This is a genomic window from Streptomyces pallidus (ex Mingjun et al. 2026) (assembly GCF_051550185.1).
Classification (GTDB): domain Bacteria; phylum Actinomycetota; class Actinomycetes; order Streptomycetales; family Streptomycetaceae; genus Streptomyces.
In genome coordinates, this window is record NZ_CP196182.1 from 522,747 (window position 1) to 535,150 (window position 12,404).

General features: G+C 73.3%; 9 protein-coding genes. 5 read left to right on the forward strand and 4 right to left on the reverse strand.

From position 1 onward, the window contains the following. Positions 1-168 precede the first annotated feature (168 nt). The 5 genes from ACSHWO_RS37120 (at position 169) to ACSHWO_RS37140 (ending at position 7,675) form a co-directional block, all read left to right on the forward strand. Positions 169-1,719: a putative glycoside hydrolase gene (locus ACSHWO_RS37120; RefSeq protein ID WP_438319676.1), complete on the forward strand. Its 1,551-nt coding sequence runs from the start codon at positions 169-171 to the stop codon at positions 1,717-1,719. A 314-nt stretch (positions 1,720-2,033) separates the two neighbouring features. After that, positions 2,034-2,795, forward strand: coding sequence for an aspartate/glutamate racemase family protein (locus ACSHWO_RS37125; protein WP_438319677.1), 762 nt, complete (start codon positions 2,034-2,036; stop codon positions 2,793-2,795). A 271-nt stretch (positions 2,796-3,066) separates the two neighbouring features. After that, entirely contained in the window at positions 3,067-4,209 is a 1,143-nt protein-coding gene (locus ACSHWO_RS37130; protein ID WP_438319678.1) for a methyltransferase, read from the forward strand. After that, positions 4,206-5,912: an ABC transporter transmembrane domain-containing protein gene (locus ACSHWO_RS37135; RefSeq protein WP_438319679.1), complete on the forward strand. Its 1,707-nt coding sequence runs from the start codon at positions 4,206-4,208 to the stop codon at positions 5,910-5,912. The genes ACSHWO_RS37130 and ACSHWO_RS37135 overlap by 4 nt, the downstream gene beginning before the upstream one ends. Beyond that, complete coding sequence (locus tag ACSHWO_RS37140) at positions 5,909-7,675, forward strand: ABC transporter ATP-binding protein (protein WP_438319680.1); 1,767 nt, start codon at positions 5,909-5,911, stop codon at positions 7,673-7,675. Before ACSHWO_RS37135 ends, ACSHWO_RS37140 begins: the two co-directional genes overlap by 4 nt. 57 nt (positions 7,676-7,732) lie before the next feature. Here ACSHWO_RS37140 and ACSHWO_RS37145 read toward each other — a convergent pair whose 3' ends face one another. From ACSHWO_RS37145 to dpgB, 4 genes are all read right to left on the reverse strand, one after another. Further along, entirely contained in the window at positions 7,733-8,935 is a 1,203-nt protein-coding gene (locus tag ACSHWO_RS37145; protein ID WP_361096289.1) for a cytochrome P450, read from the reverse strand. Continuing rightward, positions 8,932-10,260, reverse strand: a complete 1,329-nt coding sequence (locus tag ACSHWO_RS37150) for a PLP-dependent aminotransferase family protein (RefSeq protein WP_438319681.1) — start codon at positions 10,258-10,260, stop codon at positions 8,932-8,934. Before ACSHWO_RS37150 ends, ACSHWO_RS37145 begins: the two co-directional genes overlap by 4 nt. After that, a complete protein-coding gene (gene dpgC, locus ACSHWO_RS37155; RefSeq protein WP_438319838.1) occupies positions 10,257-11,483 on the reverse strand; it encodes a (3,5-dihydroxyphenyl)acetyl-CoA 1,2-dioxygenase DpgC in 1,227 nt (408 codons plus the stop codon). The genes ACSHWO_RS37150 and dpgC overlap by 4 nt, the downstream gene beginning before the upstream one ends. A gap of 125 nt (positions 11,484-11,608) precedes the next feature. Next, positions 11,609-12,379 carry an enoyl-CoA-hydratase DpgB gene (gene dpgB, locus ACSHWO_RS37160; protein ID WP_361096280.1) on the reverse strand — a complete coding sequence of 257 codons (771 nt, stop codon included), beginning with the start codon at positions 12,377-12,379 and terminating at the stop codon, positions 11,609-11,611. Positions 12,380-12,404: the final 25 nt, after the last annotated feature.

Consider the following 12,404-nt stretch of genomic DNA (forward strand, 5'->3'; position numbering starts at 1 on the left):
GTATGAAATACGAGCACGCGGCAAGGCGGCCGGCACGCGGAGCGGCAATGAATGGAGGCACATCCGGCCCATGCCCACGGCGCGAAGGACCCCAAGATGTTCCCCACACGCAAGTCGCACTCCAGTTCCCCTCTCCGTTCCCGGCGCCCGGGCCGTCGGCGCGCCCTCATGGCGACGACCGGAGCGGTCGCGCTGGCCGGAGCGGGCGTCGGAGTCTGGACGTTCCTCACGCCGGGTCCGGACATCCAGGGCGTCAGCGACGGCGTGGTCCTCGACGGGCGCGCGGCCGCCCGGGTCAGCGCCTACCTCCCCGCCGACGAGGCCGGCGGCAGGAACGAGCTGCGCGTCAGCCTGGACGGCGCGGCGGTCCCCGTCAGAGCCGACGGCGCCCGCCTGAAACTCGTCCTTCCGCGCCTCAAGGAAGGCCGGCACAACCTGGTGGTGGCCGGCAGCGGCAGCCTCCCCTTCGCCTCGTACCGCAAGGTCGTGGGCTTCACCGTCGACGCCACCGCCCCCGAGCTGAAGGTGGCCGACCCCCAGGTCAAGAACGCCGCCCCCGTGACCATCGCCGGCAACGCCTCCACCGACGCCCGGGTGAGCGTCAACGGCAAAAACGTTCCTGTCGACAAGGCCGGGGCCTTCAAGGTCACCGTGCCGAAGGGCACCCCGCTCGTGACGATCACCGCGGTGGACCGCGCCGGAAACACCACCACCAAGGACGTGTCCGCCCGAGGGCGCCGCCCCATGATCCGGGCCGCGCACATCACGGCCATCGGCTGGGGCGACGCCAAGCTGCGCGGCGACATCCTCGCCCTGGTCCGCAGCGGCAAGCTCAACGCCGTCGAACTGGACGTGAAGGACGAGGACGGCGAGGTCGGGTACGCCTCCCAGGTGCCGCTGGCCCGCCAGATCGGCGCGGCCAAGGGCTACTACGACGCCCGCAAGGCGATCGCCGAGATCCACGCCGCCGGCGCCCAGGCCATCGGCCGCATCGTGGCCTTCCGCGACCCCAAGCTCGCCTCGGCCTCCTGGAAGTCCGACAAGCAGGACCAGCTCGTGCTCACCCCGGACGGAGAACCGTACGACGGCGGGCACTACGGAGCCCTGTCCTTCACGAACTTCGCCAACCCCACGGTCCGCAAGTACAACCAGGACCTCGCCGTCGAAGCAGCCCGGCTCGGCTTCGACGACATCCTCTACGACTACGTGCGCCGACCGGACGGCCCGCTGACGGACATGCGCTTCCCGGGCATCGGCACCGCCACGCCCGAGCAGTCCGTCACCTCGTTCGTCGCGGACACCCGGACGGCGCTGCGCCCCCACGCCAAGTACCTCGGCGTCTCGGTCTTCGGCATCGCCGCGACCCGCCCCACCGAGATCGCCCAGGACATCGGTTCCCTGGTCAAGGTCACCGACTACATCGCACCGATGGTCTACCCGTCCCACTGGGGGCCGGGGGAGTACGGCGTCGCACAGCCGGACACCGCCCCGTACGCGATCGTGCAGCGTTCGCTCGCCGACTTCGCCCGCCAGGCGAAGGGCACGCAGACCGAAATCGTCCCGTGGCTGCAGGACTTCTCGATGGGCAGCACCTACGGGCCGGCCGAGGTGGCCGAACAGATCAAGGCCGCGGCAGCGAACAAAATGAACTCCTTCATCCTCTGGAACGCCGGCGCCCGCTACCAGGGCTCGGCACTCCAGAAGATCACCACGCGCTGACGCGGCCGGCCGTACCTGCCTGACCCCGCCGGCGCGCTGCTCCCCGCCGCGCGGGGAGCAGCGCGCCGGCATCGCACACGACCGCCTCCCACGGTGTCGGCGGCAATTCCAGGGCTGCCTGCTCCGGCCCGGCCACCCGCAACACCGGCATCGACCTCGGCGAGCGGAGCGGGCAGCACAGCCCTGCGGAGCTCACCCACCAGACGCGTGCCTCAAAGCGAGTCTTATGAAACTCGAACTCTTTGCTTATTTCGCTTATGGAAGGATGTCCGGTGGCCAGCAGGACGCCGGCAGCGAATGTGAGGAGTGGGCGCGTGAAGACGATCGGACTGATCGGCGGGATGAGTTGGGAGTCGACAGCGGAGTACTACCGGTTGGTGAACGAGTTCACGCGCGACCGGCTCGGGGGGCTCCATTCAGCCCGGTGCGTGATCTGGTCGGTGGATTTCGCGGAGATCGAGCAGTTGCAGGTCCAGGGGCGTTGGGCGGAGGCCGGCGAGGTCCTGGCCGCGGCTGCCCGGTCTCTGGAGGCGGCCGGCGCTGACCTGGTGCTCATCTGCACCAACACCATGCACAAGGTCGCCGACGTCGTGGGGGCGGCGGTGTCCGTCCCGCTGCTGCACCTGGCCGATGCCACCGCAGACGCCGTACGGGCGTCGGGCCTGCGGAGGGTCGGACTGCTGGGCACGGCGTTCACCATGGAGCAGGACTTCTATCGAGACCGACTGGCAGCGGCCGGGCTCCAGGTCCGCGTCCCGGATGCCCACGGGCGCGCACTCGTCCACCAAGTGATCTACGAGGAGCTCTGCCTCGGTATCGTGCGGGACGAATCTCGCACCGGTTACCGGAAGGTCATCGACGACCTCGTTGCCGCCGGCGCGGAAGGCATCATCCTGGGCTGCACCGAGATCGAGCTCCTCATCGGCCCCGAGGACAGTCCCGTCCCGCTCTTTCCCACCGCACGACTGCATGCCGGGGCAGCGGTGGACGCGGCGCTGGCGGGCCCCCGGAACGACACCCCCGCCCCGCGGCGTCCGTATCCCGCTGACCGGGGCGTGAGCGCGCTTCCTGCCTGAGTCGCGCCTGCGGCACGACGGCTGGGTTTCGGAACGGGCGGCGCACCGTTCCCCTGCGCCCGGCGGCGGCCCGGCCAGGTGCCGAGCACCTGGCCGGCGCCGGTGCGGGACAGCCGCCCGCACCGGGTGGCCGTCAACGGCCGGATCGCGACGATCGTCCTTGCAGGCCCCTGGGGCCTGTGCCAGCATGCGATCTGCGCGATCGTGATCTTGGAGCCGGCCGCGGTGCCGGTGAGCGGCCCGCGCCGATCTGTTGACGAGAGGTGCGACATTGAATTCGTCTGCCGACCCCGGGCAGCCCGTTCACACGACCCACTCCGGCCACTCCCACCAGCCGTCCGTACCCGCCCAGCCCGACGGCGGCCCTTTCACCGACTCGGTGACCGCCCCGGCCGCCGACCCCGTCGCCGAGCGCTTCCACTTCCTCGTGAACGCCCCGGCCCTCTTCAACGCCGTCGTCACCGCCATGGAATGGGACGTCTTCGGCCATCTCGCCCAACACCCCGGCGCCTCCTTCGAGGAGCTGTGCGCGTCCACCGGCGTACCGGCCCACTCCCTGCGGGTCCTCCTGCACGCCGTGTGCACCACCGGCCTGCTGGAACGGCACGCCGACGGCACCTACCACAACGCACGGGCGGCCACGGAACTGCTCGCACCCGACGGCCCCGACAGCTGGCGCCACATCCTCACCGGCTGGAGGGAGATCTACTACCCCGCCTTCTCCCGGATGAGCGAGGCCCTCGCAGCCGGCACCAACACCGCGCTGGACGACTACCCGGGCGAGGGAACGACGCTCTACCGCCGTCTGGCGCACGACCCGCAGCTGGAGGCGGTCTTCCACCGCAGCATGAGCGCCTTCACCCTCAAGAGCCTTGATGCGCTGGTCGAGTCCGAGGAGTTCGCGACCGTACGGCACCTCCTCGACGTCGGCGGCGGCGACGGAACCACCAGCGCACGGCTGACCGCGCGGTACCCGAGCCTCCGCTCGACCGTCTTCGACATCCCGTCGGTCGCGCGGCTGGCGGCGGGCGCCCAGGCCGGCGACCGCATCCGGCTGCACCCCGGCGACCTCTTCACGGATCCCTTCCCGGCCGGTGCGGACGCCGTGCTCTTCAGCCACGTGCTGGAGATATTCTCCGGCGAGCAGATCACGGAGCTGCTGGCGAAGGCACACTCCGTCCTTCCCTCCGGCGGAAGGGTGTTCGTCTACGGCTACAACGCCTCCGACGACGAGACCCGCGGATGGTACTCCGCGCGCCTCTCCCTCTACCTCAACGTGCTCGCCAGCGGCCAGGGAATGGCCTACCCGGCCCGCGACTACGAGGAATGGATGCGCCGGGCCGGCTTCGGCGACGCGCGGACGCTCACCGGCTACCCCTACGAGCACGGTCTGACCATCGGCACCAAGCCATGAGCCGGAGTCGCTTCCCGGCAGCCGATCCCGGGCCTCCCGCCACCGCCTCCCCCGTCCGCTACCTGGTCTGGTTGGCCACCCGCCAGCGGGCCAGCCTCGCCCTGGCCACGGTGTTCGGCGTGCTGTGCACCCTGGCACAGGCACTGGTGCCGGTGGCCATCGGCCTCGGCATCGACCGGGGGCTGCTCCAGCGGGACCGGGGCGCGCTGCTGTGGTGGGGCGGTGCGGTGCTGTCCCTCGGCGTCTTCCAGGCGGTCGTGGGGATGCTGCGCGACCGGGCGTCGACCACCAACCGGTTCGGCGCCGTGTACGGGACCACCCAGCTGGTCGTCCGCCAGGCCACCGCACTCGGTGCGGAACTGCCCCGGCGGGCTTCCACCGGTTCGGTCGTCAGCGTAGGCGCCATGGACGTCGGCCACCTCGGCACCGCCCTGGAGGGCACGGCACGGGGCAGCGGGGCGGTCGTCTCCATCCTCTTCGCGTCCGTGTTCATGCTGGTCACCTCCTGGCAGCTGGGACTGCTGGTGCTGATCGGCGTTCCGCTGATCGCCGCCACCGTGGCCCGGTTGCTGCGCGTGCTGCACGGCCGCCAGCAGCGGCTGCGCGACGAGCAGGGCGCGCTCACCGACCTGTCGGTCGACATCATCGACGGGCTGCGCGTCCTGCGCGGCTTCGGCGGCGAGAAGGTCTACGGCCGCCGCTACCGAGACGGCTCCCAGGCCGTGCGCGCAGAGGGCATGCGCGTGGCGGCCACGGTCGCCGACATCGCCTTCCTGCGCGTGCTGCTGCCCGGGGCCCTGCTGGTCGCCATCGTCTGGCTCGGCGCGTACCAGGTCAGCACCGGCCGCCTCGAACCGGGCCTGCTGGTCGCCTTCTACGGATACGCCGTCTTCCTCACCGACCAGCTGGGGCAGGTCACCACCATGCTCGACCAGCTGACCCGGGCCACCGTCGCGGCGGGTCGGGTCCTGGACTTCCTGGGCCTGGAGCGGGAACTGCCCTCGGGCACCCAGCCGCTGCCGGACGCAGCGGACGACCTCCCGCTGCACGACCCCGACTCCGGCCTGACCGTTCCGCCCGGCCGACTGCTCGCCGTGGTGTGCGGATCGGACGGAGACGCCCGGACCCTGGCGGACCGGCTCTGCCGGTACACCGACTCGGCCGTCCGGCGCGGCGACACGCCCCTGGCCGCCCACCGGACCGACGACCTGCGCCGCCACGTGCTCCTGACCGACAACGACGCCACCCTGTTCGCGGGACGGCTCGGCACGGAGCTCGATCCCCGCGACAGCAGGCCCGAAGACGCCGTTCTGCGAGCCCTGGACGCGGCCTCCGCCCGGGACGTCGTCGACGCCCTGCCCGACGGGCTGGCGCACGAGATCGCCGGCGGACGCGAGTTCTCCGGCGGGCAGCAGCAGCGGCTGCGCCTGGCCCGCGCCCTGCTGGCCGATCCGCAGCTACTCGTCCTCGTCGACCCGACGAACGCCCTCGACGCCCACACCGAGGGCCGGGTCGCCCGGCGCCTCGGCCCGTACCGCGCGGGCCGGACCACCGTCGTCTTCACCACCAGCCCCATCGTCCTCGACCACGCCGACCGCGTGGTGTTCGTCAAGGACGGCAAGGCCGTCGCCGAAGGGCACCACCAGGGTCTGCTCGCCGACCCCGACTACCGTGCCGTCGTCACCCGGGAGGTCCCGGCATGACCGCCACCGCCGCCCCGTCCGCCGAACGGCTGCCCGTCGCCTCCCCCGGGGAGGTCCGGGCCCAGGCCCGGCGCACCATGCTCAAGCACCGGGGCGCGCTGGCCCGTTCACTGGCACTGCACGCGCTGGCGTGCCTCGCCGCGCTGGCCGCGCCCCAGCTGCTCGGCCGGATCGTCGAGGACGCGGCACGCGGCACGATCGCGGTCACCCCGGTGGCCCTCGCGATCTGCGCCGCGGTGGTCCTCCAGGCGGTCCTGACCCGTTTCGCGCGGCTGGCCTCCCTGCGCCTCGGCGAGACCGTACTCGCCGAGCTCCGCGAGGAGTTCGTCGACCGGGTGCTGTCCCTGCCCACCCACACCGTGGAGCGGGCCGGGACCGGGGAGCTGGTCACCCGGACCACCCGGGACATCGACGTCCTCGCCTTCACCGTCCAACGAGCCGTCCCCGACACCCTGGTCGCGGGCACCACCATCGTCCTGACCCTCGGGGCCGTCTGCCTGACCGACCCGCTGCTGGTGCTGCCCTGCCTGGTGGCCGTACCGGTCCTGTGGCTGTCCACCCGCTGGTACCTGAGGCGGGCCCGAGCCGGCTACCTGCGGTCGAACTCCTCGTACGCCCGGCTGACCGACCACCTCGGCGAGACCGTGGCGGGCGCCCGCACGGTGGAGGCACTCGGGCTCCAGGGGCGGCGGCGCGGACGGACGGACACGGACATCGCCGCCTCCTACGAGGCCGAACTGCACACCCTGAACCTGCGCAGCATCTACCTCCCGATCGCGGACACCGGATACATCCTGCCGGTGGCCGCCACACTGGTCATCGGCGGGCTGATGTACATCGAAGGGCTGGTCGGCCTGGCCGCCGTCACCGCCGCCACCCTGTACGTCCAGCTGGTGATCGGGCCCGTGGACACCCTGCTGTACTGGATGGACGAACTCCAGGTCGGCGGCGCGTCCATGGCCCGCATCCTCGGCGTCCGCGACGCGGCCGCCGAGGACACCTCCGCCAGGAGCGCCCAGGACACGACGCCGCGCCCCGCTCCCCGGGACGGCGCGATCGACGTACGGGGGGTGCACTTCGCCTACCGGGAGCAGCAGGAGAGCCTGCGCGGCGTCGACCTGTGCGTGCGCCCCGGTGAACGGCTGGCGGTCGTCGGCCCTTCCGGGGCCGGCAAGTCCACCCTCGGCCGGCTCCTCGCCGGGATCGACACCCCCGGCCGCGGCAGCGTCGCCCTGGGCGGGGTGCCCCTGACCGAGCTGTCACCGGCAGCGCTGCGCCGCGGCGTCATCCTGGTCACGCAGGAATACCACGTGTTCCGCGGCACCCTGGCCGACAACCTGCTCATCGCCCGCCCCGACGCACAGCCCGCGGACCTGGAACGCGCCCTGCGGGCCGTGGCCGCCTGGGAGTGGGCGTCGGCGCTGGGCCTGGACCACGAGGTCGGCTCCGGCGCGGCAGAGCTGTCCCCGGCCCGGGCCCAGCAGCTGGCGTTGGCCCGACTGGTGCTGCTCGACCCGCCGGTCGTGGTCTTCGACGAGGCGACCGCGCTGCTCGACCCGCACACCGCGCGCACGGTGGAACGGGCCCTGGCCGGGCTGCTCAGCGGTACGGTCGTCTCCATCGCGCACCGGCTGCACACCGCCCACGACGCGGACCGGGTGGTGGTGCTGGAGGACGGCCGGATCACCGAGAGCGGGACCCACGACGAACTGGTGGGCCGGGGCGGTGCGTACGCGCAGCTGTGGAAGTCCTGGCACGGCTGAGGTGAGGGCCGCCCGGTGGCCGCCCACCCCGCACCCCACCGCGCCGCGGGGCTCGTCTCACCAGGCCACGGGCAGCCGGTGGACCCCGTAGAAGCCCATGTCCTCCCCCAGCGGCACCTCGGACGGCGGCACGGCCAGCTTCAGGCCGGGGAAGCGCGCGAAGAGCGCGGGGAACCCGATCCGCATCTCCGTGCGGGCGAGGTGCTGCCCGATGCACTGGTGCGCCCCGTGGCCGAAGGCGAGATGACCTGCGGCGGAGCGGGTGATGTCGAGGCGGTCGGGATCCGCGAACCGTGCGGGATCACGGTTCGCCGCGGAGAGCGAGACCGTCACGGACTGCCCCGCGCGCAGGGTGTGCCCCTCCAGCGTGACGTCCTCCAACGGGGACCGGGGCACCCCGAAGTGGAAGATGGTCAGGTAGCGCAGCAACTCCTCCACGGCGTTCCCGGCCAGGGACGGGTCGGCCGTCAGGCGGGCCAGCTGGTCGGGGTGACACAGCAGCGCGAAGGTGCCGAGCCCCAGGGAGCCGGCCGTCGTCTCGTGTCCAGCCGACAGCAGCAGGGCGCCCGCGCCGGCGACCTCGGCGGTGGACAGCTCGCCCCCGGTGACGAGCGTGCTCAGCAGGTCGTCGCCCGGCGCACGGCGCCGGTGCCGGGCCAGCTCGGTGAGGAAGGCGTCCAGTTCGGCCATCGCGGCCGCGGCTTCCGCGGCGGTCGCCTCGATCCGGAAAAGGGTGGCGCTGCTGCGCTGGAACCCGGCGCGTTCGGAGTAGGGCACACCCAGCAGCTCGCAGATGACCAGCGAGGGGACGGGCAGCGCGAACCGTTCGACGAGGTCGGCCCGGCCGCCGAGGTCGGCCATCGCCTCCAGGTGCTCGTCGACGATCTGCTCGATCCGGGGCGTCAGGGCCCGGGTCCTGCGGGCGGTGAACCAGCCCATGAGGTGCCTGCGCAGCCGCGTGTGGTGGGGCGCGTCCATGTCGACCAGCCAGCCCGGCAGGGCGGGACTGCCGTAGAACGGGTCCGTTCCCGGCCGGGCCACCGGCACCCGCTTGAGTTCCGAGCGCGCGCTGAACCGGGGGTCGGCGAGCACCCGGCGGGCCGGCTCGTGGCCGGTGACCAGCCATCCGATGTGGCCGTCGGGGTAGCGCAGGCGGCTGACCGGGCCGCGGGCGCGCATCGCCGTGAGCTCCGGGGGCGGGTCGAACGGGCAGGTCCGGTCCCGGGCAGTGGGGTGGGCCGGAACGCCCCGGCCGCTCATGACCGGGCTCCGGCGGCGGCCGCGGTGCCCGGCCGCGGCCCGGCGTGGGCCCGGAGGAACGCGACGAGCCGACGTACGCCCTCGTCGATCTGGTCCGGGTCCAGGTAGCTGCACGACAGCCGCAGCGTGCGGGTGCCTCCGCCGCCCGGATGGAAGGGGGCCATCGGGGTCCACAGGACGCCGTACTGCGCGGCCGATGTCTCCAGGAGGTCCGTGTCCGCCGGCACCGGCAGCCGCATGCGCACGAAGAACCCGCCGCCGGGCCGGTTCCACTCCACCCCCTCCGGCAGGCCGGCGGCGCTCTCGCGGTCCAGTGCCCGCAGCAGGCGGTCGAGGTTGCGGCGGTAGAGCACGGACCTGGTCCGGCTCAGTTCGGCGAGCGAGCCGCCGTGCTCCAGCAGCATGCCGGCGATCAGCGCCTGGCACACCGGTGAGGTGTTGACCGTGACGGCGGTCTTCAGCCGCGCCAGTTCCGCCGCGAGCGTGACCGCGGAGCCGTCGGCGGCGCGGACGGTCTGGTCGGCGACGACGTAGCCGACGCGGGCCCCGGGGAAGCACACCTTGGCGAACGTGCCGATGTGCACGACCCGCCGTCCGGTGTCCAGGGCCTTGAGGGCGGGCAGTTCGGTGCCCGGGAGCGCCGTGAACCCGTACGCGTTGTCCTCCAGGACGAGGAAGTCCTCCCGCTCGGCCAGCTCCAGCAGCCGCGGGCGCCGCCCGGCCGCCATACGGGTGCCGCTGGGGTTGGCGTAGTCGGGGGCGACGTAACACGCCCGGATCCGGCGGCCGCGGCGGCGGGCCGCCCGACACGCCTCGGCCAGTGCGTCGACGTCCAGGCCGCCGGCGTCCTCGGGGACGGGGACCACACCGGCGCCGAGCAGACTGGCGGCGCTGGTGATGCCCACGAAGCAGGGGTCGGAGACCGCCAGCAGGTCTTCGGGGGAGGCGATCAGGGCACGCAGCGCCAGGAACATCGCCTCCTGCGCGCCGACGGTGATCACCAGTGTGTCGGGGTCGGCGTCGACGCCCTGGTCGCGGCGGAGGGCTTCGGCCACGATGCCGTTGATCAGGCCCCGGGCAGGCCCGTACTCGTAGAGCAGCCGGGCCGCCCCGTCGGGGGTGCGGCCCGCTGCGGCCGCGTGGGCGGTGAAGCGGTCCAGGTAACGGGAGGTGTCCAGCCCGGCGTAGGGGGCCGGGTGCGGGGCTCCCGGGGCGAAGGAGAGGGCGTCCGGGTACCGGCTCATGATCTCGTTGAGGAAGCCGATCGACTCCAGCACCGGGTCCTGGAGCGAGGCGTGCAGGGCCTCGCGGGCGAGGCCCGTCATGTGGCGGCCCGTTCGGAGCGCGCCCAGTGGCGCTCGGTCTTGGCCAGGACGTCGGGGCTGTAGATGCGGCGGGCCTGGACGACCGCGAACTCCGCCAGATACGTGCGCAGGAGGTCAACGGGTTCCTCGGCCAGCGTCAGCATGGCGCGGTTGGCGGCCACGGCCGGGGCGGCCAGGTCGCGTACGGCGCGCTCGGCGGCCCCGTCGAGCGCGGCGGCGGGCAGCACCTCGTCGACCAGCAGGGCGGCCGCCGGGTCGTCGGTGTGGATACGGCGGCCCGAGAGGATGATCTGCCGGGCCGTCCGGGCCCCGGTGAGCCGGGTGAGCCGCAGGTTGCCGAGGCCCGGGACGATGCCCTCGTCGGCGGCGGGCAGGCTCAGGAAGGCACCCTCCTCGGCGATCACGCGGTCGAGGACGAGCAGGAGCTGCATGCCGCCGCCGATGGCGAACGAGTCGACGACACCCACCCAGGGCTTTCCCGCCGTGGCGGTGCCGCCGGTGGCTGGACCGTCGCGGAGCAGACCGCGGGCCATCTTGTTGACGTACCCGAGCTCGCGGGCGAGCAGGAACTCGACGAAGGAGATCGCGCCCGAGCGCAGCTCCTTGAGGTTGATGCCCGCGCTGAAGACCCGCTTCCCGGCGTGGCGCGGGTGGGTCACGGGACCGCCGCGCAGGACCCCGACGCGTACGCGGTCGTCGAGGAGGACGACGTCGACGGCGGTTTCCAGGTCGGCGATGAGCCGGTTGTCCTCGGCGTTGAGGCAGTGCCCGTTGCGGAAGGTGACGTGGGCCGCCTCGCCCCGGCGTTCGAGCAGCACGGCGTCGAGCTCCAGCCGGTCCGTACGGCGGAACTCCGCGAGACGGGCGGCCGAGCCGGGGGCGGGGCAGAGCATGCTTTCGATGAGGTGCGCGCCCGCGGTCGGGGAGCGCAGCAGGGCCCCGAAGAAGATGCCCTGGTCGATCTCACGGCCTTCCTTGTGGGCCTGGAGGCGGCCCCGTTCCGCCGCCAGTTGGGCGGCGTCCGGCACGAGACCGGGGAAGCGTACGGCGGCCTCGGCGGCCAGGTCGGTGAGCCGGGGCCGGCGCGTGCGCCCGGAGGTGAGGCCGTCGTAGACCGCTTCGGCGTGGCGCGTGAGGAAGGCGTGCCGGGCCGCCCGGCAGCCCTCGTGGAGGCGCGCCGCCTGGTCCGACTCGGCTTCGGTGCGGGCGGGGCGGGGCGGCAGGTGGGCGAGCATCCGTTCGGTGTCGGCGGCGTGGCGGGCGAGGGCGTCGGCGTCGGCGGCGAGGTCGCCACCGAAGCCGGGGGCGCGGGCCCGGAGGTCCTCCTCCTGGTGGCTCGCCCGGTCGCTCACGCGGGCTCTCCTGCCGTGTGGCCCGGCTCCGCGGTGGCCAGGCGGCGCAGTTCCCGGTCGCAGGCGGCCAGGTGGGCGCCGAGCGCGTCGTCGAACTCCAGGCTCTGCGCCTCCAGCAGGAGCTGCCGGCGGACGGCGAGCTCGCGGTCGGAGATCCGGCCCATCAGCACGGTCGCCGTGTGCGCCGCCTCCTCGGTGTCGTCCGTGATCTGGTCGATCAGGCCCAGGTCGCGGGCCCGGTCGGCGTCGATGTCGTCGCCCCACAGCACGATCTGCCGGGCCCGGGCCGCCCCGACCTGCTGGGAGATCCGGTAGACGGCCATCCCGGGCCAGAAGTGACCGTCGTTGACCGGCGCGAGGAGCCGCAGGTCCGGGGCGCCGATCCGGTAGTCGCTGACCAGCAGCAGGTCGAGGGCGGGGCCGCCGCAGGCACCGGAAGCGACGGCGATGCTCATCGCGGGCAGCCGCTCCAGCCTCCGTACGGCCCGCTCCCAGCGGTTGATCTGCTGGATGTCCACCGGGCCCGGCCAGGACCGGGCCCCGGCGGGGGCGTCCGGCAGCCGCAGGAGCACCACCGAGCGGTCGGCCCGTTCCTCGGCCCGGGTGCAGGCGTCGTTGACGGCGGCGGTCAGCTCGGGCAGCGGCTGCCCGGCGTCGAGCTGCAGTGTGACGCGCAGCCCGTCCGAGGTAGCGTCGTTCGCGTTCTTGGCCGTGCCTTCCGCCGGTCCGCCCTCCGCGGGCAGCGGCGGCATGTCGTGCGTCCGCATCGCGGTTCCCTTCGTCGTCGTGCCA

Bases quoted from the DNA above. Each gene is read 5' to 3' on its own strand.
- ACSHWO_RS37120 (WP_438319676.1), top strand. From the start codon at position 169: ATGGCGACGACCGGAGCGGTCGCGCTGGCCGGAGCGGGCGTCGGAGTC.
- ACSHWO_RS37135 (WP_438319679.1), top strand. From the start codon at position 4,206: ATGAGCCGGAGTCGCTTCCCGGCAGCCGATCCCGGGCCTCCCGCCACC.
- ACSHWO_RS37140 (WP_438319680.1), top strand. From the start codon at position 5,909: ATGACCGCCACCGCCGCCCCGTCCGCCGAACGGCTGCCCGTCGCCTCC.
- ACSHWO_RS37145 (WP_361096289.1), bottom strand. From the start codon at position 8,935: ATGAGCGGCCGGGGCGTTCCGGCCCACCCCACTGCCCGGGACCGGACC.
- ACSHWO_RS37150 (WP_438319681.1), bottom strand. From the start codon at position 10,260: ATGACGGGCCTCGCCCGCGAGGCCCTGCACGCCTCGCTCCAGGACCCG.
- dpgB (WP_361096280.1), bottom strand. From the start codon at position 12,379: ATGCGGACGCACGACATGCCGCCGCTGCCCGCGGAGGGCGGACCGGCG.